We start from the raw sequence: 20216 nt of genomic DNA on the forward strand, positions 1-20216 counted from the left end.
ACAGGCTCAGGTGCGTTATGGCATTCAGGGCAGCTCCACCGTTCTGGTATGGTTGCGTAAACATGGTCGGCAAGATTGGAGCCAGGGGGCTTCTGTACGCGCCGGCAGGAGCATCACCATGCCTGACCCCGACAACCAGGCGCCCGAACAGCGCATCAAGGAACTCGAGCAGCAGCTGGCGCTGATGAGCCAGAAGGCCCAGTTCTTTGAGGCCGTCGTCGATGTACTGAAGAATGACTACGGCGTCTCCATCGTAAAAATGCGACCCGGCAAGTCCTCTCGCAGCGGCAAGTCGAGAGGCCGACCATTGTCAGGGCTTGCCTGTTTCTGGGGATAAGCCGGCAGGCTTACTACAAGCGCAATCGGGTCGCCGACGAGCGCCATGCTCAGGGATTGCAGGTGGTGCGCTTTGTGCGTCAAGTTCGACTGCGACAACCTCGGGTGGGCACTCGCAAGCTGCATTATCTGCTGCAGGGTCAGGATGATGACGGGCTCAAGGTCGGGCGGGACAGGCTGTTTCAGATATTGGCCGAGCACCGCCTGCTGGTGCAGCCCAGACGGGCGTATCACAAGACCACTCACAGTTTTCACCGTTTCTACCGTCATCCCAACTTGCTCAAGGCGGGGCCAGAGCAGGTCACACCGGTGGCCCCGGAGCAGGTCTGGGTCGCAGATATCACCTATCTGCCAGCCAGGAGCGGGCCACTGTACCTGAGCCTGGTGACGGATGCCTACTCACGCAAGATAGTGGGCCATCACGTACACGAAGGGATGCACGCCGAATCGGTGGCGATGGCGTTCAAGAAAGCACTGAAGCAACGACGTGGCAGCGGTGAACTCATCCATCACTCGGACCGCGGCGTGCAGTATTGTTCTGGGCTGTATCAGTCACTACATGAACGGTACGGGGTGAAATGCTCGATGACGGATGGGTATGACTGTTACCAGAATGCGTTGGCGGAGCGGGTGAACGGGATTTTGAAAGGAGAGTTATTGTTGCAAAGCCCGCAAGATTTAACGCAAGCGCGGGAAATGGTGCGTGAAGCAGTGGATATTTACAACGCGGAGCGGCCGCATCATGCGTTGAAATACAGACCCCCCGATGCGGTACATCGGGGGGTCTGAGTAGAGAAATGCTAGTTGAAAATGTGTAAACCTATTTCAGGACTAGACAGTAGTCTGCTTTATCAGAGCATTTTGCTCATGATGACCAGGTTGTGGGGTAGCACAGCGCCATCGCTAGCTGTGCGGTGACGCAACGCTGGCACTATGTGGTGAATGGTCTGGAAGCCCAGTTTGGCATAGAAGGGCTCGGCGGTCTGGGTACCGAGATTGACCTCGTAAACCCCTTGCTGCGTCAGGTACTCCAGCACGGTATTGGCGAGCAGGGTGCCGGTTCTTGCGGGTTGCCCAGGTTGCACCACCACAGTGCCAATATAGGCGTAACGCCGCTTATCCTGAGTCCAGATTGATCCGGACATGCCGCCCTGCAGCTCACCATGCTCATCGCGCAACATCAACACAAAGGTCGGCCAGATCTTGGGGTCCTGCTCATTGACGGCCTCGATATAGAGGGTTTTGCCTGCCGGATTAGCACCATAATCCAATCTGAAGATTGCCGTGTGATCCGGACCTGCGGGCATATGAACCGCTTCATGCAGATAGTCACGCTCGACCAGTGGGGTGTGCACCTGAGGGTAAGTGGTGAGTATCACCACCTCATTGATGAGGTGACCCTGTTGCTGCTGTTCCAGGATCAGCTGATCCAGATAATCGAGCGGAGCGGTGAGAAAGCTCGCTTCCGGGTAGTGGACGATTACGTTCTGGTTGAAGCCAAACTCCTGCTCACGCTGTTGTAGTAGGGCAAATAGCATCAGCTGTCGTTCGCTCAGTTTATCGGGGGAGCTGTTGTCCGGCTGGTACAGTTCGAGCGGATTATGTCGAGTGGTCATTGTTTCTCCAGAGAGTAAGGAGCGGGGATGATAGCACAGACGGCCCAGCCGGATGCCGCCCGACGTTCCACGTGAAACACTGGCAGTTGAAAGGATGGGCGAGCGGGCTGAAATAAAGAAAATGCCGAATTTGATGTTCGGCATTTTGATGATGAGTTCACTTGCACAGAGCTGATTCTTTATATGCAGTGTGCTATGGAAGAGTTAATAGTTTTTATGCTGTGACATGAACTGTTGAAGCATTTTACCTACCAGTTCCGGCGATTCTTGATGAGCTGAGTGAGCCGCGAGTGGAATATTGGCAAAACTGGAATCTGCGATTTTTGCTTTTAAAACCACAGACTCCTCAAGCGAAAATATGACATCGTTATCACCCCTCATGATTAATGTCGGACAACGAATTTTTTCAACCAGGTTACTCGGGTAGCCAGATGGTGTTGTATCAAGCCAAACAGCCTTTACCGCATCGACCAGTTTTGGGAAATCAGGCTCGGGATTTGACACCTTATATAGCGCGACATCATCGGCAAACTTTGAAATCCAAAAGTCTGCTGTTAAGCCGCTTAGCAACCCGAGTGATGGATCATCAGGCTCTAATCGCCACGTTGCACCAAGTGTAACCAAACAAGAAACGCTATCGGGTTCTTGTACGGCTAGTCGATAACCTACGATACCACCATCACTAAAGCCAAATATTGAATATTTATCAACGCCCAGATAGTCGAGGAGTGTTTGGATATCTTGCTGATACTGCAAGTAACTCAATGGCTTACTACCTAGAGGGGATTTTCCATGGCCACGGAAATCTACACTGATCAACTGATAATCCATGGCAACATATCTTTGAATGGGTATTAGTTCATTAAGGGAACCAAGGCCACCATGAAGCATCAATAAAGGCTCACCATCAGGATTACCCGAAAGTTCGTAATACAACTCAACACCGTTGACGCCGATATAACCACTTTTATTGTTCATGTTTTTGAGCAACCTCGTTTCGATGTATATGACCTAACAGATGAAATAGCACATCTGCGCCGACCCCCTCAGGATGGCGCTACCTGCTGTCAGTTTCTGTCAGCAATGAATTTCGGCTGCGGGATTTGCTGGGTGGTGCGCCACTCCTTCAGCAGGCTCTCTCTGCTTTTGGGATAGCGGCAATCTTGCGGCTGCATCCGGGTGATGCGATCGACCCGAAAGTGGCGAAAGCCCTGACGCAGTTCGCACCAGGCTACCAGCACCCGCACCTGTTCGAAGTAGCCGAGGGCAAAGGGCCAGACGGTACGCTCAGAGGCCTCATCCTTGAGGTCCCGATAGATCAGGGTCACCTTGCGTTGCTGGCGGATGGCGCTGCGCAGCGGGGCTTCATCGGTGAGGCTGTCGTTGCGTGAGGTACCGATCAGCAGGGCATTGCTCTGGAGCTGCTGGCGATAGTCGGCGGGCAGCACGGCTTCTATCTTGGCCAGCGCACTGCTGGCCGATGCACTCAAGGCTCCATCACCGTGGGCGACGACCCAACGCGACCCCAGCACCAGCGCATCCAGCTCCTCTTCACTGAACATCAATGGTGGCAGCATGAAGCCGGGACGCAGCACATAGCCGATCCCGGGTTCACCCTCGATATGGGCACCTTGCGCCTGCAAGGTGGCGATATCCCGATAGAGGGTGCGCAGGCTGATGCCAAGCTGGCTGGCCAGCTCCGCGCCTGTGATGGCGTAGCGGTGGCCGCGCAGCAGCTGGAGCAGGGCCAGCAGGCGTTCGGAACGGGACATGGTATGACTCCTCGGGGTCTCTGGTTAGCCTGCCATAGCGGAGTGAGCGGGTACAGCGGGCATCATCAGGAGTTCTGGCCACGAAAAGATCGTCGCCACTCGCTGGGGGAGATGGCAAAGCGGGCGCGGAAGTGATTGCGCAGGGAGGTGGCACTCTTGAAGCCGACCAGCTCGGCGATGCGGTCGATGGAATGGCCGCTTACCTCCAGCAGCTCCTGACTGCGCCTGAGCCGTTCCGCCAGCAGCCATTCACCCACCGAGAGGCCGGTAGCCTGATGAAAACGGCGGGTAAAGGTGCGGCGGCTCATCAGGGTGTGGGCCGCCAGAGAATCCAGGGTATGAGGGGCGGCCAAATGGGCACGCAAGTGATCGAGCAACTGGTTCATCCGGACATCGCGGGTGGAGGCGGGCACCGGCTGCTCGATAAACTGGGCCTGCCCCCCTTCCCGGTGAGGCGGGATCACTAGCCTCCGTGCCACCTTGTTGGCGATGGCCGATCCGTGGTACTGGCGTACCAGATAGAGGCAGCAGTCCAGCCCGGCGGCAGTGCCTGCCGAGGTGACAAGCCCCTCGTCATCCACATAGAGGGCGTTGGTATCGAGCTGCACGCAGGGAAAGCGGTGGCAGAAATCCTGCTCGTACTCCCAGTGGGTCGATGCCTTGCGACCATTGAGCAGCCCGGCGTAGGCGAGCACATAGGTACCGAGGCAGAGCCCGACCAGCCGGGCACCTCTGGCTCTGGCGGCAATCAGGGCATCGAGCAGCGCTGCTGGTGGCCGTGCTGCCGGGTCGTGCCAGAAGGGGATGACGATGATCTCCGCCTCGGCCAGCACCTCCAGCCCATGAGGAGCCTGAATGGTGAAGCCTTGCGCTGAGTGTGAATGAGGGTTGCCATCGCCGCAGCAGATCTTGAGCTCGAACAGCGGTTGGCCCGGCAGAATATCGCCGAAGATGAGGCAGGGGACGGCGCAGTGAAAAGGGCTGAAGTGATCGAAGGTCACCACGGCAACGATCGGGGTGGTCATGGTGTTGGCTCCTCTCTGCGCGCAGACCCCTCATCATAAGCGTCTGGCAGTGAAAGCCGAAGGGCCATCTCTGGCATGGCCCTCCTGCGGGTCACAGCGATATCGCCTCGCCATCTTCCGGCACCCGTACCCGATCCGTCATGCCCCGTTTCGTCAGATAGTCGCGCAGCTCCTGGCGTGACAGCACTGCGTGGTTGACCGCCTCCATATGGCTGGCGATCAGCGTGGCTTGCGGTGCGGCCTGATAAACGGCGGCGACATCCTCCTTGCCCATGATGATGGAACCGAGTCCGGGCACCTGTGCATCGCCGCAGTTGAGGATGATGACCTCGGGCTGATGCTGTTGCAGGGCTTGCTCGACCCGGGGATGCCAGATGGTATCACCGGCCAGATAGAGGCACTGCTCAACGGGGTGGGAGAAGACCACACCGCACACTTCTCCCATGCGCTCGCCCAGTACCGCCATCAACTGGTCGCTGCCGTGCTGGCCACCGGTCTGCTGCAGGCGAATGCCGGCAAACTCGGGCTGGTCGCTCAGCAGGCGCACATCCTCAAATCCACTGGCACGAATGGCATCGGCATCTTTCTGATGTTGCACCAAGAGCGGCAGATGCTTGGGGATTAGCTCTCTGGCGGCATCATCCCAGTGGTCGGGATGGTCGTGGGTGACGATAACGGCATCCACATCGACCAGCTCATCGATCGGTAGCGGCAGCTCGACCAGCGGATTGCGCAGCTGGCTGTTGGCGGTGCCCTCAAAGCCGGGGAAAGCCCCCCTGGCCGAGAGCATGGGGTCGATCAGAAAGCGGGTGCCGGCATAGTCGAGCAGCAAGGTGGCGTTGCGAACCTGGGTAATCTTCATGGGATGGCTCCATGTTGGCTGGTGGATATGCAACCAATTATGGGAGACGGAGCGAGTTGCCATCAGTGGCCCACGGGTCGATTATCATCACTATCGGGCCAACAGGTTGATGTTCTACAGGTCGGCGCGGCCATTTAAAAAATTTGAAAAAATCCCCTTGAAAGGAAAAAGTGAGCCCCTATATAGGTAACAAGGCCGGAACGCTCGACAGAGGTTTCGACCAGGCGCCCGTCCACCAGGAGGGCAAACAATCGGTTATCGCTCAAAAGAGGATAATACTATGCGTTCTATCGACTTTTCTCCGCTCTATCGTTCTGCCATCGGTTTCGATCGTCTGGCCAATCTCATCGAATCTGCCGCCAGCAATGGCAATGCCGGTTATCCCCCCTACAACATCGAACAGCTGGGTGACAGCGACTACCGCATCAGCATGGCGGTGGCGGGCTTTACCCAGGAAGAGCTGGAGCTGAGCTTCCAGGAGAATCTGCTGACGGTGAAGGGCAACAAGCAGGCCGATACCGAGCGTAACTACCTCTATCAAGGCATAGCCGAACGCGGCTTCGAGCGTCGCTTCCAGCTGGCCGACTATGTGCGGGTGAAGGGCGCTGACCTCAAGAACGGTCTGCTGCACATCGACCTGGTGCGCGAAGTGCCCGAGGCGATGAAGCCCCGCAAGATCGAGATCAACGGCTGACAGCCTGACCTCGTTGCATTGTTGATGTTTCCCGGGTGCCGATTGACGGGCCCGTGGAGAGTAAACCCTGTTGCTTTATAGAAGGATAGGATCATGCGTAACCTCGATTTTTCTCATCTCTATTCCAATGCCGTCGGCTTCGAGCGGATGGCCCGTGAGCTGGAAGGCCTGTTCGATCAGAAGACCTCGGCCTACCCCCCGTACAACATTGAAAAGCGCGACCACGACAGCTACCTCATCACGGTTGCCGTGGCCGGTTTCGAGCGCAATGAGCTGGAGCTGGAGACCGAAAACGGCACCCTCAAGGTGAAGGGGCGCAAGGTCGCCACCATGGGTGAGCGCCAGTTCCTCCATCAGGGGATCGCCGAGCGGGACTTCGAGCTCGCCTTCAAGCTGAGCCAGCATGTAGAGGTGCAAGGTGCCAAGCTGGAGCATGGTCTGCTGACCATAGAGCTGGCCCGCGAGCTGCCGGAGGCGCTCAAGCCCCGCGCCATCCCCATCGGCAAACCCGAGCAGCTGGCGCTGCCCGGCTAAGCAAACCGGATTGCGATAAACAATAAAGGCCTGCATCTGCAGGCCTTTCTGTTTTTGGCTGGCCGGACTGATTTAGCCGGCGTAGAGGGCATTGATTTCATCGGCCAGAATGGCGATGCCGCGACGAACCAGCTCCTCACTCTGGGAGTAGTTGAGGCGGACGCACTCCTGGCTGTGGCGCCACTCGGAGTCGTCGATGCCGGGGAAGAAGTAGTGACCCGGCACGATCAGCAGGTTCTTCGCCTTCAGTCGCTCATAGAGCTCCTGACAGTGGATCGGCAAATCTTCAAACCAGAGCCAGAGGAAGAGAGCCCCTTCAGGCTTGTGGATATGGAAGCGCGGGTCGGGGATCGCCTCGCGCAGCAGCTGCACCGCCAGCTCCGCCTTCTGCCGATAGAAGGGTTTCACCACCTGTTCGCTGAGGGCGATGATCTCGCCGCTCTCGATCATCGGAATGGTGATGGCGGGGCCCAGACTGCCCGGCGCCAGATTGATGATGCCGCTCAGGTTGGTGATGGCCTGAATGATCTTCTCGTCGGCGATGACGATGCCGCAGCGGGTGCCCGGCAACCCCAGCTTGGAGAGGCTCATGCAGAGGATGGTGTTGGCGTTCCAGAACGGCTTGGCCTCGCTGAAGATGATGCCAGGGAAGGGGACGCCGTAGGCATTGTCGATCAGCAGCGGAATGCCCTTGTCGCGAGCGATCTGATCGAGGTGCTCGATCTCTTCGTCGGTCAGCACGTTGCCGGTCGGGTTGGTCGGCCGGGAGACGCAGATCACCCCGATGTCATCGCTTACCTGCAGGCTCTCGAAGTCCACGTGGTACTTGAACTGGCCATCGGCCAGCTTCTCGATGGTGGGTTTGTAGGCCACGAAGTAGTCGTCCGCCAGTGCCGAGTCGGCATAACCGATGTACTCGGGGGCGAGCGGGAACAGTACCTTCTTCTTGCGGCCATCGGCAAATTCACCGGCCAGCAGGTTGAACAGATAGAAGAAGGCATTCTGGCTGCCGTTGGTCAGGGCGATGTTGCGGGCGGAGATCTCCCAGCCCAGCTCCTTGCTGAGCAGGGCCGCCAGCGCCTTGGTGAACCTGTCCTTGCCCTGGGGGCCATCGTAGTTGGCCATCGCCTTCACCAGCTCACCGTTGTCGAGCAGGCTCTTGGCCTCGGCCTGAAAGCGTTCCAGCATGGCGGGGATGGGGGCTGGGTTGCCGCCACCTAGCATGATGGCGTCCGGATTGGTCAGCCCCTGATTAAGGTCATCCATGAGTTGGGTAATACCGGCATGGCGAGTGAACTTCTCGCCGAACAAGGAAAATTCCATTCGGTGACAGATCCAGATTTGAGTTACGGGGATGTAGCACCATAGCTCAGTTTAAAAGCGGGTGTCGATCAAAAAGATGGGACGTTCCACGTGGAACATGGTGCAAAAATCAAGCGTGGTTAAAAGCACCAACTGTTGGTTTAAAAATGACCGAGTTGAATGCATTTTGCGACTCAATTTGGTATCGAAAGATAGTTAATTTAAACAAAATCATCATGTTATGCATTGCATGAGGATTGGCACAACTATTGGAATAGCTATCTGGTCATCTCAACCATACCGGAGCAAACCAGATGAAAAGCCTGATCGCTACCCTGATTGTGAGTGCCCTGAGCCTGAACGTGATGGCCAACGAAAACCCGCGGCCCGAGCTGGAGAGTGTCCAGCTGGAGCAGGATGTGCAGAGCGAGTTGCAACAGGCATCCCATGCAGTGGTGCAGGATGCGTTGCACAATCTCAAACCGCTGGCGCTGGATACCCTGGTGGTGGAGGCGAGTCAGGCTGTGGCGACTCACCCCGAGAGTTGAGGTAGCGCAGGGGGGTCTGTCCGGTATGTTGTTTGAAGAAGCTGATAAAGGCGCTGTCGCTGGAGAACTCCAGCGCAGCAGCAATCCGGCTGATGGACTCGCTTTCTGCCAGCAGCTCCATGGCGCGCAACAGCCGCCACTGCTGACGCCACGCCTGATAGCTCATGCCGGTCTCCCGCATGAAGATGCGGCCAATGGTCTTGTCGCTGGCACCAATCTGTCCGGCCAACCGATTGAGCCGCTCCGGCAGGGCATCCCCCCGTTTCAACTGCTGTAGCCAGCCGCCCAGTCTGGGGTCGGTTGGCAGCGGCAGCTGCCATGACTCCCGCGGCGCCTGCTCCAACTCCTCCATAAACAGTGCTACCGTCCGTTGCTGCTGCTCTTGCGGTTTGTCCCACGGCCAGAGCGCCATCCGTTCGATCAGTTCGTGCAGCAGCGGATTGACTGCCAGCACTTCCACCGTGCCGGGCAACTCGGGGTGCGGCTGGAAGTAGAGGGAGCGGTAGGCCACCACACCACGCATCAATACTCGATGAGCTGTGCCCGCTGGCAGCCAGGCGGCGCGGGTGGGCGGCAGCAGGCAGACCCGACCTTCCAGCTCCATGGTCATGCAGCCGGATTGGGCGAACAACAGCTGATGGCGTTGATGTTGATGCAGACCCGAGTCGTGCCAGCCGAGGGCGGAGGCAATGCCGATCACGCTGCCCGTCAGCTGGTCGGGGTCAAAAGGGTGATCGGGAAGAATAAAGGCCATGTGTCCGATTTTTGATGTTTATAGTCCTGCTTATTGTAATCAGACAAATGGCATCTCTCTAGAATGGCGACCTCTTGTGAAGGAGGTTTGTCATGAACAACAAGTTGCCACCGCTCTGGCTGGTGGTGGGATTGATGATGTTTCCCCAAATTGTGGAGACCATCTACAGCCCGGTCCTGACCCACATCGCCAGCCAGTTTCGGGTGAGCGAGGGGCAGGCATCCCAGACCCTGTCGGTCTATTTTCTGGCGTTTGCGGTGGGCGTGGTCTGCTGGGGACGGCTCTGCGATCTGATTGGGCGGCGTCCCGCCATGCTGGCCGGTCTGCTCACCTATGGTGTAGGCACCCTGCTGGCGCTGCTGGCCAACCAGTTTGAAACCCTGCTGCTGGCCCGGGTCATCTCGGCCTTTGGTGCCGCCGTGGGATCTGTGGTGACCCAGACCATGCTGCGCGACAGCTATCAGGGCAGCGATCTGGCGCGGGTCTTCTCGGTGATGGGCATTGCGCTCTCACTCAGTCCGGTGCTGGGGCTGCTCAGTGGCAGTCAGCTGGCGAGCGGGTTCGGCTATCTCGGGGTGTTCAGCGGTCTGCTGATACTGGCGTTAGGCTTGCTGCTGGTGGCCTGCTGGCAGCTGCCGGAAACCCGTCCGGCCACCACCCGGCAAGTCGCACTCTGGCCGCTGGCGTGCCGGATGATGAAGGATGGCGGACTCTGGCGCGGTGCCATGCTGGTCGCCCTGTTCAACACCATGCTGTTTGGTTACTACAGTCTGGCGCCGTTCCTGTTTGCCGGATTGGGATTGAGCACCGGCGAGTTTGGCTATTCGGGGATCTTGCTAGCGCTGGCGACTCTGCTCGGCAGCCTGCTCAACAAGCATCTGCTGGGGAGGGGGTGGCTGCCGTCATCTCTGGTCAGACTGGCTTGCGCTCTGGCGCTGGTCGCCGGGCTGCTGGTATGGGCGACTCAGGCCAGCCTCTGGTTCCTGTTGCCCATGATGGGTGTCGTCGTCGCTTTTGGGCTGGCGATTCCTAATGTGCTGAGTCAGGCGCTGCTGGCCTATCGCGAGGTAGCGGGCAGTGCTGGTGCCCTGTTCGGGCTTGGCTACTACCTGCTGCTTAGTCTGGGGTTGGCGGTGGCGGCCGTATTGCAGGATCTCGGCCTGTTGCTGAGTGGCTGCGGTTTGCTGGCGCTGATTTGCAGCGGGCGTCGTTCCACGTGAAACGTCAGTTGCCGATAAAGCGGTAGCCGATACCGGATTCGGTCTCGATAAGCGTCGGTTGCTGGGGGTTATCCCCCAGCTTTTTGCGCAGACTGGCGATGACGATGCGCAGGTAGTGGGTGTCCTCCTTGTGGCTCGGCCCCCAGATGTCGTTGAGCAGCTGGGTCTGCATCACCAGCTTTCCGGGGTGGCACACCAGCGCCTGCAGCAGGGCGAACTCTTTGCGGGAGAGGGGGATCTCCTCCTCCTTCATGGTCACCTTGTGGCTGCTGACATCCAGCGTCAGGCCGCATTGGGGGAAGTGGCGCTGCTCGCCGCTGCTGACGCCAGCCCGCTGGCGCAAGAGCACACGGATGCGGGCCATCATCTCGCCGATGCCAAACGGCTTGCTCATGTAGTCGTTGGCGCCGGCATCCAGCAGCCGCACCTTCTCCTGCTCCGAATCACGGGCCGACAGCACCAGCACAGGATTGGGGTGGTGTTCGCGAATGGCCTGCAACACCTGAATGCCATCGCCATCCGGCAGACCGAGATCGAGGATCACCAGATCGGGGTTGAGGTGGCGATACTGCTCCAGCCCTTCATTGACCCCCACCGCCTCACTCACCTGATGCCCCTCGGCAATCAGGCTGATCCGCAGAAAGCGACGGATCGCCGCTTCATCATCTATGACCAGAATGTGCGCCATCGAACCTCCAGAGGCGAATGGTGGGAGGGGCTGAGTGAGCCGATCTGGCGGTCAACTATCAGACCTCCGGTGAATTGAGGGCGAGCGGCAGGGAGATGCGCATGCAAGTGCCGTTGCCATTGGGGCCGGAGAAGGCCCAAATTTTGCCGCCGTGGGCCTCTATCATAGCGCGGGAAATGGCGAGGCCAAGCCCGGTGCCACGGCTGCCGCAATCGCCAACCGGCTGGGTGTAGAAGAGGTTGAAGATCTTCTCCCGATCCGACTCGGCGATACCGACCCCGATATCGATGATGTCGATGATGAGGTCGGGTTCGGCCACCATCACCTTGAACTCGATGGGGGTGCCAGCTGGCGAGTAGCGGGAGGCGTTGTCGAGGATATTGACCAGCACCTGCTCGATCAGGGCGCCGTGCACATAGAGCTGGGGCACATGCTGATCGAAATGGACCAGCAGCTTGTGCTGGCGCCAGGAGGAGTCGAGCCGCTTGCGGGCGCTCTCCACCAGATCCGCCAGATCGACCCAGTCTCGTTTCAGCTGGAAGTCGGGGGAGCCGATGCGGGTCATATCCAGCAGATTCTGCACATAGCTGTGGAGGCGGCGCGCCTCCTCCTGCACCGAGTGGAGCAGTTCGTCACGGTCTTCGGCGGGGATCCGGTCACCATATTCCAGCAGGGTGCTGCCAGCCCCCATGATGGTGGCCAGCGGCGTTTTCAAATCGTGGGAGACCGAGGAGAGCAGGGCCGCGCGCATCCGGTCTGTCTCAGCCTGCAACTGGCTGTCGGCCAGCCGCTCGTTGAGGTCTATCCGCGCCAGCGCGGCGCGAATGTCGGTGAGCAGCGCTTGCAGCTGATGCTCGGCAGAGGAGGAAAGCGGATTGGCCAGCGTTATGCCGATCACCAGATCGTCGCTGAGGTGGTGATACTGGGCCTCAGCGGCATTGAGGGTGGCGGTGTGGGCCCCGGCGCTCTGCTTCTGGGCCAGACACCAGTCGATGGCCGCCTTGTCGGTCTGGCCGGGCCTGTGCTTCTCGTTGCCGAGCCTGTCGTTGAACTCCTTGTCGATCACCACGGTCGGCTGGCCGAGCGCCAGTGAAATGGCCTGGGCACCTTGTCTGAGCACCTCCTCCGGGCTGCTGGCGGTGGCTAACCCCTGACTGAGGGAGAGCAGGGCATTGCCCAACTGCTGGGTCTCGCGCAGACCGATCAGCTGTTGCCGCTGGCGGGAGGCGAGCCGCCCCGCCGTCATGCCGACGATAAGCAGCACAAACAGGGTGAGCAGGTCGCTGTGGTTGGCGACGCTCAGGGAGAAGTAGGGGGCGGTGAAGAGCAGATTGTGGGCGATAAAGCCCAGCACCGCCGCCAGTGTGGCGGGCACCAGACTGGTGGTGAGGGCCGTCGCCAACACCCCCAGCACGAAGATGAGCGGTAACGCTGCGGGGGGCAGCCAGTAGGAGAGCCCCCAGGCGGCGGCCGAGGTGATCCCCATGATCACCACTGCCAGCATGCTGTGGTGTATATCCTTCGGGGTCGGGACGCGCATCCCCACTTCGGGCTTCTGCTTCTCGGTATCGACCAGCGTGATTTCGAGCCCCTGCGCCTGCTTGAGCAGGTGCTGCACCAGCGAGCGGCGCCATGGCGCCTTGTGAGGTTTGCCGAGCAGAAGCTGGGAGACCTGTTGCTGTTCGGCGGTCTCCAGCAGGGTGTTGGCGACCGCCGGGCTGGATAGCGTCAGCACCTTGGCGCCGAGGTGGGAGGCGAGCGCCAGCGCCTGCTCCACATCGGCAGAGCGGCGGCCATTGCTGTCGACATGCACCACCAGCCACGGGAGCTGACGGCGCTGGGCAAAGCGGTGGCCGTAGCGCACCAGCGCCGAGCCGTGCAGGTCGCCGAGGCAGACCATCAGCTTGCCCCGCAGCGGCAAGGTGCTCTTGCCCGCAGCCTGCCACTGTAGTTGCAGATCCCCCTCCACATGGCTGGCGGCGGTCTGCATCGCCAGCTCCCGCAATGCGGTGAGGTTGTTGAGGGAGAAGAAGGATTGCAGTGCCGCCTTGGCCTGATGGGGCACATAAACCTTCCCCTCCTTGAGGCGGCCGAGCAGCTCCTTGGGGGGGAGGTCGATCAGCACCAGACTGTCGGCCTCCAGCAGCACCTGATCGGGCAGGGTCTCTTTCACCCTGACCCCGGTGAGCTGCCACACCAGATCGTTAAGGCTCTCCAGATGCTGCACGTTGAGGGTGGTGTAGACGTCGATCCCGGCGTTGAGCAGCTCCTCCACATCCTGCCAGCGCTTCTCATGGCGGCTGCCGGGGGCGTTGCTGTGGGCCAGCTCGTCCACCACGGCGATGGCCGGTTTGCGGGCGAGCAGGCCGTCGAGATCCATCTCCTCCAGTCGCTGCTGGCGGTGCATGTGGATCTTGCGCGGCATGATGGCGAGCTTGTCGAGCAGGGCCAGAGTCTCCTGACGGCCGTGGGTCTCCACCACGCCGATCAGGATGTCGACCTCCTCCTTGGCCTGTTCCCGCACCGCCTGCAACATGGCGTAGGTCTTGCCGACGCCGGGAGCGGCGCCGAGAAACACCTTCAGCTTGCCCTTGTGCTCCTGCTCCAGGCTCGCCAGCAGGGCGTCGGCCCTTACCTCATCACGCATCCCCATGCTCCTGCATCAGATTCGCCAGCAGGGCGTCGGCGCTTGCTACATCAGCCATTGTTATCCCTATCGAGCCAACCGCCCGTTTCGAAAATCGAGGTCATCACCAAACCGGAATGGGCGCCATCAGGCGCCCTTTTTATGATCCAGTTGCAGATTCAGCTGGAGAATGTTGACCACCTGCGGGCCAAGGATACCAGCTTGTGTGGCCGACTTGACCTGCTCCGTCAGTTGGGCGGGATCCAGTCCACGTTCTTTGGCGACGCGGTCGACCTGAGCCAGCACCGCATCCAGCGGCAGGTGGGGATCGAGGCCGGAGGCGGAGCGGGTCAGCATGGCGGGGGAGCGGGTTCCCGGCTGTGCCTTGGCGGCCTGTTCGGCAAACTCTGCCCGCAGCGGTGAGCTCATCCCCAGATTGCTGGCGCTGCCGCCAATGGTGTTGAAATCGCTGGCGGAGGGACGGGGATGGAAGTAGTCAGCCCGCTCGAATTTCTGCCCCAGCAGGGCGCTGCCGATAAGTTGCTGCTTGCTGTCGGTCAGCTGGCTGCCGTTGGCCTGCCAGGGGAACAGCAGCTGGGCCAGCCCGGTGACGGCCAGTGGATAACCCACTCCCAGCAGCAGGGTCAGGGTCAACAGGGTTCTGATTGCTATCATGATTCTCTTGCTCCAAAAGGATGGCTGGGGATGCGGGTCTGCCCCGCATCCCGGTTATGTCGTTACACCAGACCCAGGCCGGTAATGACCAGATCGATCAGCTTGATGCCAATGAAAGGCACCAGCAGACCACCGACCCCGTAGATCAACAGGTTGCGGCGCAGCAGACTGGCGGCCGAGCCCTTCAGGTCGACACCACGCAGCGCCAGCGGCACCAGCGCTACGATGATCAGAGCGTTGAAGATGATGGCCGACAGGATGGCGCTCTGCGGGCTGCCCAGCTGCATCAGGTTCAGCGCCCCCAGTTGCGGGTAGGCGGCGATGAACAGGGCTGGCAGGATGGCAAAGTACTTGGCCACGTCGTTGGCGATGGAGAAGGTGGTCAGGGCGCCACGGGTCACCAGCAGCTGTTTGCCGACCAGCACCACATCCAGCAGCTTGGTGGGGTTGGAGTCGAGATCCACCAGATTGCCCGCCTCCTTGGCGGCCTGGGTACCCTCGTTCATGGCCAGACCCACGTCAGCCTGCGCCAGTGCGGGCGCATCGTTGGCGCCGTCACCGCACATGGCGACCAGACGACCATCGGCCTGCTCCTGCCTGATATAGGCGAGCTTTTTCTCCGGCGTTGCTTCGGCGATGAAGTCATCCACCCCGGCTTCGGCGGCGATGGCGGCGGCGGTTTTCGGGTTGTCGCCGGTGATCATCACGGTGCGGATCCCCATGTGGCGCAGGATCTGGAAGCGAGCCTTGATACCGGGCTTGATGATGTCCTTGAGGTAGACCACCCCCAGCAGTTTCTCCTGAGTGCAGACCAGCAGCGGAGTACCACCCTGACGGGCGATGCTGTCGACTGACTTGAGCACCAGCTCAGGTACCGCCTTGCGGTCGAGGCTGAGGTAGTTCAACACGGCATCCACCGCACCCTTGCGATATTGATGACCGTTGCGATCCAGCCCGCTCAGCCGGGTCTCGGCGCTGAAGGGGATCACCTTGTCGCTCTCCAGCTGGCTCGGCTTGGCCATGCTTTTGCTGGCCAGAGTCAGGATGGATTTGCCCTCCGGGGTATTGTCACCCAGCGAGGCCAGCATGGCCGCTTGTGCCAGCAGGGCAGGGTCGACACCCGGTGCTGGGATCAACTCATCGGCCATCCGGTTGCCGAAGGTGATGGTGCCGGTCTTGTCCAGCAGCAGGGTGCGCACGTCACCGGCCGCTTCGACGGCCCGGCCCGATTTGGCAATCACGTTCAGTTTCACCAGTCGATCCATGCCGGCAATGCCGATGGCGGAGAGCAGACCGCCGATGGTGGTCGGGATCAGGGTGATGAAGAGGGCGATCAGGTAGAGGCGCGGTACCTGAGTGCCGTTGTAGTCGAGGAACCAGGGCAGGGTGGCGACTACCAGCAGGAAGATCAGGGTCAAGCCTACCAGCAGGGCATCGAGCGCCATCTCGTTGGGGGTCTTCTGGCGCTTGGCCCCTTCCACCAGTGCAATCATCCGATCCAGCGTGCTTTCGCCCGGATTGTTGCTGACGCGCACCCAGATCTCGTCGGAGACGACCGTCGTGTTGCCGGTCACGCCGCTGCGGTCGGTACCTGACTCGCGGATGACGGGGGCTGATTCGCCGGTGATGGCGGCCTCGTTGACCGAGGCGATACCGGCGATCACTTCGCCGTCGGCCGGGATCATCTCGCCGCTGCGTACCAGCACCAGGTCCCCCTTCATCAGGCTGGTGGCGGGTACCCACTCGCCCTGACCATCTTTGGCATGAGCCACCCGGCGGGCCTTGAGCTGGCTCATGCCCGCTTTCAGGCTGTCGGCGCGGGCCTTGCCGCGCCCCTCGGCCAGGGTTTCCGCGAAGTTGGCAAACCAGAGGGTCAGCCAGAGCCAGGCGGTCAGCTGCCACGCCAGCGAGGGGGCAACCCCCGAGAAGGGCTGCCCCAGCAGGGACTCCACGGTCGCCATGACTGCGGCCAGCCAGAGGGTGAACAGGATGGGGCTGCCAAACAGCGCCTTGGGATTGAAGCGATAGAGGGCCTCAACCATTGCCTGGATGATCTGTGATTTCTGTTTTTTGCCCTTCACCAACATGGTGTCGGTGCTCATTGCAGTGGACTTGCTCATTGGAAAGCTCCCAGCATCAGATAGTTGGCCATTGGCATCCGGATGGTGATCGACAGGGTCAGGTTCATCAGAATGCACCTCCGATCAGACTCAGATGTTCGGCCACCGGGCCTAGTGCCAGCACCGGCAGGAAGGAGAGGCCACCAATCAGCAATACGGTGATGATCAGCAGGGTAACGAACAGCGGGCCGCTGATGGGGAAGTCCCCTTCGCTCGTCTCCTGACGGGGCGCACGGGCCAGCTGACCGGCGATGGCCAGTACCGGAATGATGTAGCCGAAGCGACCGAGCAGCATGGCCAGACCGATGGCGATGCACTGCCAGTTGTCACCGGCGGCAAAACCGGCGAAGGCGGAGCCGTTGTTGCCGGCGGCCGAGGCGTAGGCATAGATGAGGCGTGACAGGCCGTGAGGACCGTCGTGACCCATGATGGTGGCGGCATCCGGCATCAGCAGCGTTACCCCGCCGATCACCAATACCCCGATGGGCATCACCAGCATGCTGGCGACCACCCACTTCATCTCGGTGATACCGAGCCGTTTGCCCAGATAGGTGGGGGTGCGCCCCACCATCAGGCCGCACAGGAACACGGTCAGCAGAACGAACAGCATCATGCCGTAGATGCCGGCACCGACGCCGCCGAACACCACTTCACCCAGCAGCATGTTGATCATGGCGACCATGCCGGCGAGCGGGGCGAAGCTGTCGTGCATGGCGTTGACCGAGCCGTTGGAGGCGGCGGTAGTGGCCACTTCCCAGATGCTGGACAGTACGGGGCCGAAGCGGCTCTCCTTGCCTTCCCAGTTGCCGGCTTCGCTGGTGAGGTGGGCGAGGGCGGGATCCGGCTTCAGCTCCTGGCCGATGGCGAGGCAGAGCCCCAGCACCAGCATGATGGTCATGGCGATGAGGATGGCGCGGCTGTGGGCCAGATCCTTCACGTAACGACCCAGGGTACAGACCAGGGCGGCGGCCAGGGTCAGCAGGGCGACCATTTCCAGCCAGTTGGAGAGGGCGGTGGGGTTTTCGAACGGATGGGCCGAGTTGATGCCGAAGAAGCCGCCGCCGTTGGAGCCGAGCTGCTTGATGGCGATCTGGGAGGCGGCAGGGCCGAGCGGCAGCAGCTGCTCCTGACCTTCCATGGCATGGAACGGCAGGTAGGCCGACAGGCTCTGGGGCACCCCCTGCCATACCAGCAGCAGCGCCAGGATCAGCGCCATCGGCAGCAGCACGTAGAGGCAGAAGCGCACCAGATCCTGCCAGAAGTTGCCGAGGTGGGTGGTCTGCTGGCGGGCGATGCCGCGAAACAGGGCGATGGCGACGGCGGCGCCGGTGGCGGCGGAGACGAAGTTCTGGGTGGTGAGCCCCACCATCTGGCTGAAGTAGGAGAGGCTGGCTTCGCCGGAGTAGGCCTGCCAGTTGGTGTTGGTCATGAAGCTGACCGCGGTGTTGAAGGCGAGTTGCCAGTTCAGCCCGGGCAGCTGTTGCGGGTTGAGGGGCAGCAGCCCCTGCGCCAGCAGGATCAGGAACAGCAGGCCGAAGCCGGCGCCGTTGAAGGCCAGCAGGCTGAGGGCGTAGGACTTCCAGTCCTGCTCGCGCCTGTCCGTGCCGCAGCAGGCCAGGGTGGCGCGCTCAAGCGGGGCCAGCCAGCGACTCTTGCCTTCAAACACCCGATAGAGGTAGTTGCCAAGCAGAGGCGCCGGCAGCAGCACCAGCAGCACGAACGCGACGGGATAGATGATCTCTTGCCACATATCCGGTTCCTCACTCATGGGTGCGCGCGAGGGCGCGCAGCAGATAACCCGCGAGGGCGAGGACCAGCAGCAGATATAGCCAATTCATAACGACTCCGTTGAGGTAATTAGCGTCAGGGATCGATGCATATCCGTGTCGATCCCATGGGTCTCATTGACGCTCAAAGGGTATGTAAAACGGGCGTAAAGGCGCCATAAAGCCCAATTTGGCTGGCGTAAAATCGGCGTAAAGAAGGCAGGTTTTGTTGGCTGGTGGACAGGCAAGGCACAAAAAACCCGGCCTGGGCCGGGTTTGGTAGCAAGTTGCTGTGACTTTGATATGCGGTTAGCGCATGGTCACAAACTCTTCCGCGCTGGTGGGATGGATGGCGACACAGTTGTCGAAGTCCGCCTTGGTGGCGCCCATCTTCATGGCGACGCCGAAGCCTTGCAGGATCTCGTCCATGGCGAAGCCGATTCCATGCAGGCCGACTACCTTCTCTTCCGGCCCGACGCAGACCAGTTTCATCCGGGTGGGCTGGCGATGCTGGGTCAGGGCCGAGTACATGGCGGTGAACTGGCTGCGGTAGACCTTCACCTGATCTTCACCGTACTCAGCGATGGCTTCCGGTTCGGTCAGGCCGATGGTGCCGATGGGCGGGTGGCTGAACACCACGGTCGGTACCAGATCGTAGTTGAGGTGCTCGTTCGGCTTGTTGTTGAACAGCCGCTCGGAGAGGCGACGGCCCGCAGCGACGGCCACCGGGGTGAGCTGGATGCGTCCCGTGTTGTCACCCACCGCATAGATGTTGGCGACGGCGGTGTTCTGGAACTTGTCGGTCGGGATAAAGCCCTTCTCGTCCAGCGCGATGCCTGCGGCAGCCAGATTGAGGTTGTCGGTAGCCGGTACTCGGCCGATGGCCCAGATCAGGCAGTCGACGGTGAGGTGGCGACCATCTTCCAGTTGCAGGGTCAGGCTGTTGTCAGCGTTCTTGAGCACGGCTTTGGGAATGGCGTGGGTGTGCAGCTTGGGCCCTTCCTGCGCCATGATTTCGACCAATGTCTCGTGGATCATGGGGTCGAAGTTGCGCAGCGGCGCGTGCTTGCGCACCACCAGATGGGTCTCTGAGCCGAGTGCCTGCATCACCCCGGCGATCTCGACTGCGATGTAGCCAGCTCCAACCACGGCAACCCGCTTCGGTTGTGCCTGTAGTTCGAAGAAACCGTCGGAGTCGATACCCAGCTCGGCACCCGGGATCGCCGGAATTTCCGGGCGGCCACCGGTAGCGATCAGAATGTGATCGGCCGTGTAGTGCTCGCCATTAACCTCGATGGTGTTGCTGCTGACAAAGCGGGCGAAGCCCTTGATGACGGTGATCTGGTTCTTGCCCAGCACGTTCTGATAGGACTGGTGAATGCGGCCGATGTAGGCCTGGCGGGACTCGACCAGCTTGGCCCAGTTGAAGTGGTTGAGGGTGGTGTCAAAGCCGTAGTCGGCGCCATATTTCAGGGCATCGGCGATCTGGCCTGCATACCACATGGCCTTCTTCGGTACGCAGCCTACGTTGACGCAGGTTCCACCCAACTCTTTGGCTTCAATCAGGGCAACTTTCTTACCGTACATGGCAGCCCGGTTGGCAGAGGCGATGCCGCCGCTGCCGCCGCCGATGGCGATATAGTCAAAATGCTGTGCCATTGCGAGGTTCTCCGCTCAT

At 60.5% G+C, this 20216-nt stretch carries 18 protein-coding genes; 5 read left to right on the forward strand and 13 right to left on the reverse strand.

Going from position 1 to position 20216, the window contains the following annotated elements; all coding sequences use genetic code 11:
- Nucleotides 1-1125, forward strand: a protein-coding gene (locus AACR14_RS15450) for an IS3 family transposase (RefSeq protein WP_202801615.1) whose coding sequence is annotated in 2 segments (ribosomal slippage) — nt 1-260 and nt 260-1125 — 1126 coding nt annotated over the 2 segments. Because the reading frame shifts where the segments join, the coding sequence is not laid out codon by codon here. This gene is flagged as partial in the annotation.
- Between the two features lie 62 nt (nt 1126-1187).
- Here AACR14_RS15450 and AACR14_RS15455 read toward each other — a convergent pair.
- The 5 genes from AACR14_RS15455 to AACR14_RS15475 all read right to left on the reverse strand — a co-directional run bounded on the left by AACR14_RS15455 (nt 1188) and on the right by AACR14_RS15475 (nt 5611).
- Entirely contained in the window at nt 1188-1952 is a 765-nt protein-coding gene (locus AACR14_RS15455; RefSeq protein WP_019446823.1) for a GNAT family N-acetyltransferase, read from the reverse strand.
- A 204-nt stretch (nt 1953-2156) separates the two neighbouring features.
- A complete protein-coding gene (locus AACR14_RS15460) occupies nt 2157-2930 on the reverse strand; it encodes an alpha/beta fold hydrolase (RefSeq protein WP_026035124.1) in 774 nt (257 codons plus the stop codon).
- A gap of 89 nt (nt 2931-3019) precedes the next feature.
- The gene (locus tag AACR14_RS15465; RefSeq protein ID WP_019446826.1) at nt 3020-3724 is read right to left on the reverse strand and encodes a helix-turn-helix transcriptional regulator; all 705 of its coding nucleotides are present in this window, start codon (nt 3722-3724) and stop codon (nt 3020-3022) included.
- A 65-nt stretch (nt 3725-3789) separates the two neighbouring features.
- Entirely contained in the window at nt 3790-4749 is a 960-nt protein-coding gene (locus AACR14_RS15470) for a helix-turn-helix domain-containing protein (protein WP_019446827.1), read from the reverse strand.
- A 91-nt stretch (nt 4750-4840) separates the two neighbouring features.
- Nucleotides 4841-5611 (reverse strand): MBL fold metallo-hydrolase, encoded by a 771-nt coding sequence (locus AACR14_RS15475; RefSeq protein WP_019446828.1) that lies wholly within the window; start codon nt 5609-5611, stop codon nt 4841-4843.
- Between the two features lie 280 nt (nt 5612-5891).
- Between AACR14_RS15475 and AACR14_RS15480 the strand changes: the two genes are divergently transcribed.
- Both AACR14_RS15480 and AACR14_RS15485 read left to right on the forward strand, forming a co-directional pair.
- Nucleotides 5892-6305: an Hsp20 family protein gene (locus AACR14_RS15480; RefSeq protein ID WP_010635612.1), complete on the forward strand. Its 414-nt coding sequence runs from the start codon at nt 5892-5894 to the stop codon at nt 6303-6305.
- A 93-nt stretch (nt 6306-6398) separates the two neighbouring features.
- Nucleotides 6399-6839 carry an Hsp20 family protein gene (locus tag AACR14_RS15485; RefSeq protein ID WP_019446829.1) on the forward strand — a complete coding sequence of 147 codons (441 nt, stop codon included), beginning with the start codon at nt 6399-6401 and terminating at the stop codon, nt 6837-6839.
- A 72-nt stretch (nt 6840-6911) separates the two neighbouring features.
- On the opposite strand, the gene AACR14_RS15490 is transcribed toward AACR14_RS15485, so the two are convergent.
- Nucleotides 6912-8162: a valine--pyruvate transaminase gene (locus tag AACR14_RS15490; protein WP_019446830.1), complete on the reverse strand. Its 1251-nt coding sequence runs from the start codon at nt 8160-8162 to the stop codon at nt 6912-6914.
- Between the two features lie 293 nt (nt 8163-8455).
- Between AACR14_RS15490 and AACR14_RS15495 the strand changes: the two genes are divergently transcribed.
- Nucleotides 8456-8689 (forward strand): hypothetical protein, encoded by a 234-nt coding sequence (locus AACR14_RS15495; protein ID WP_005355777.1) that lies wholly within the window; start codon nt 8456-8458, stop codon nt 8687-8689.
- Here AACR14_RS15495 and AACR14_RS15500 read toward each other — a convergent pair.
- Nucleotides 8619-9443, reverse strand: a complete 825-nt coding sequence (locus AACR14_RS15500; RefSeq protein ID WP_019446831.1) for an AraC family transcriptional regulator — start codon at nt 9441-9443, stop codon at nt 8619-8621. The genes AACR14_RS15495 and AACR14_RS15500 overlap by 71 nt on opposite strands.
- Before the next feature lie 92 nt (nt 9444-9535).
- On the opposite strand from AACR14_RS15500, the gene AACR14_RS15505 reads away from it, so the two are divergent.
- On the forward strand, nt 9536-10663 hold the full coding sequence (locus AACR14_RS15505; RefSeq protein ID WP_019446832.1) for a multidrug effflux MFS transporter: 1128 nt from the start codon (nt 9536-9538) through the stop codon (nt 10661-10663).
- A 4-nt stretch (nt 10664-10667) separates the two neighbouring features.
- Here the strand turns inward: AACR14_RS15505 and AACR14_RS15510 are convergent, their stop codons facing one another.
- The 6 genes from AACR14_RS15510 to gorA all read right to left on the reverse strand — a co-directional run bounded on the left by AACR14_RS15510 (nt 10668) and on the right by gorA (nt 20197).
- Entirely contained in the window at nt 10668-11351 is a 684-nt protein-coding gene (locus AACR14_RS15510) for a response regulator (RefSeq protein ID WP_019446833.1), read from the reverse strand.
- Between the two features lie 58 nt (nt 11352-11409).
- Nucleotides 11410-13998: a sensor histidine kinase gene (locus AACR14_RS15515; RefSeq protein ID WP_019446834.1), complete on the reverse strand. Its 2589-nt coding sequence runs from the start codon at nt 13996-13998 to the stop codon at nt 11410-11412.
- A gap of 126 nt (nt 13999-14124) precedes the next feature.
- Nucleotides 14125-14652, reverse strand: a complete 528-nt coding sequence (locus tag AACR14_RS15520; protein WP_019446835.1) for a potassium-transporting ATPase subunit C — start codon at nt 14650-14652, stop codon at nt 14125-14127.
- 62 nt (nt 14653-14714) lie between these two features.
- The gene (gene kdpB, locus AACR14_RS15525; RefSeq protein WP_026035125.1) at nt 14715-16772 is read right to left on the reverse strand and encodes a potassium-transporting ATPase subunit KdpB; all 2058 of its coding nucleotides are present in this window, start codon (nt 16770-16772) and stop codon (nt 14715-14717) included.
- Nucleotides 16773-16839: 67 nt separating this feature from the next.
- A complete protein-coding gene (gene kdpA, locus AACR14_RS15530; RefSeq protein ID WP_019446837.1) occupies nt 16840-18522 on the reverse strand; it encodes a potassium-transporting ATPase subunit KdpA in 1683 nt (560 codons plus the stop codon).
- A gap of 325 nt (nt 18523-18847) precedes the next feature.
- Entirely contained in the window at nt 18848-20197 is a 1350-nt protein-coding gene (gorA, locus tag AACR14_RS15535) for a glutathione-disulfide reductase (RefSeq protein WP_019446838.1), read from the reverse strand.
- Nucleotides 20198-20216: the final 19 nt, after the last annotated feature.

Origin of the sequence: Aeromonas sp. 159, from assembly GCF_963862045.1 — a bacterium.
Classification (GTDB): Bacteria; Pseudomonadota; Gammaproteobacteria; order Enterobacterales; family Aeromonadaceae; genus Aeromonas; species Aeromonas veronii.

What these genes read in the sequence shown, in the direction of transcription:
- kdpA (WP_019446837.1), bottom strand. Translation starts at nt 18,522, where the DNA reads ATGTGGCAAGAGATCATCTATCCCGTCGCGTTCGTGCTGCTGGTGCTG.
- AACR14_RS15465 (WP_019446826.1), bottom strand. Translation starts at nt 3,724, where the DNA reads ATGTCCCGTTCCGAACGCCTGCTGGCCCTGCTCCAGCTGCTGCGCGGC.
- AACR14_RS15490 (WP_019446830.1), bottom strand. Translation starts at nt 8,162, where the DNA reads ATGGAATTTTCCTTGTTCGGCGAGAAGTTCACTCGCCATGCCGGTATT.
- AACR14_RS15495 (WP_005355777.1), top strand. Translation starts at nt 8,456, where the DNA reads ATGAAAAGCCTGATCGCTACCCTGATTGTGAGTGCCCTGAGCCTGAAC.
- AACR14_RS15455 (WP_019446823.1), bottom strand. Translation starts at nt 1,952, where the DNA reads ATGACCACTCGACATAATCCGCTCGAACTGTACCAGCCGGACAACAGC.
- AACR14_RS15505 (WP_019446832.1), top strand. Translation starts at nt 9,536, where the DNA reads ATGAACAACAAGTTGCCACCGCTCTGGCTGGTGGTGGGATTGATGATG.
- kdpB (WP_026035125.1), bottom strand. Translation starts at nt 16,772, where the DNA reads ATGAGCAAGTCCACTGCAATGAGCACCGACACCATGTTGGTGAAGGGC.
- AACR14_RS15460 (WP_026035124.1), bottom strand. Translation starts at nt 2,930, where the DNA reads ATGAACAATAAAAGTGGTTATATCGGCGTCAACGGTGTTGAGTTGTAT.
- AACR14_RS15480 (WP_010635612.1), top strand. Translation starts at nt 5,892, where the DNA reads ATGCGTTCTATCGACTTTTCTCCGCTCTATCGTTCTGCCATCGGTTTC.
- AACR14_RS15500 (WP_019446831.1), bottom strand. Translation starts at nt 9,443, where the DNA reads ATGGCCTTTATTCTTCCCGATCACCCTTTTGACCCCGACCAGCTGACG.
- AACR14_RS15515 (WP_019446834.1), bottom strand. Translation starts at nt 13,998, where the DNA reads ATGCGTGATGAGGTAAGGGCCGACGCCCTGCTGGCGAGCCTGGAGCAG.
- AACR14_RS15485 (WP_019446829.1), top strand. Translation starts at nt 6,399, where the DNA reads ATGCGTAACCTCGATTTTTCTCATCTCTATTCCAATGCCGTCGGCTTC.
- AACR14_RS15510 (WP_019446833.1), bottom strand. Translation starts at nt 11,351, where the DNA reads ATGGCGCACATTCTGGTCATAGATGATGAAGCGGCGATCCGTCGCTTT.
- AACR14_RS15475 (WP_019446828.1), bottom strand. Translation starts at nt 5,611, where the DNA reads ATGAAGATTACCCAGGTTCGCAACGCCACCTTGCTGCTCGACTATGCC.
- AACR14_RS15470 (WP_019446827.1), bottom strand. Translation starts at nt 4,749, where the DNA reads ATGACCACCCCGATCGTTGCCGTGGTGACCTTCGATCACTTCAGCCCT.
- AACR14_RS15520 (WP_019446835.1), bottom strand. Translation starts at nt 14,652, where the DNA reads ATGATAGCAATCAGAACCCTGTTGACCCTGACCCTGCTGCTGGGAGTG.
- gorA (WP_019446838.1), bottom strand. Translation starts at nt 20,197, where the DNA reads ATGGCACAGCATTTTGACTATATCGCCATCGGCGGCGGCAGCGGCGGC.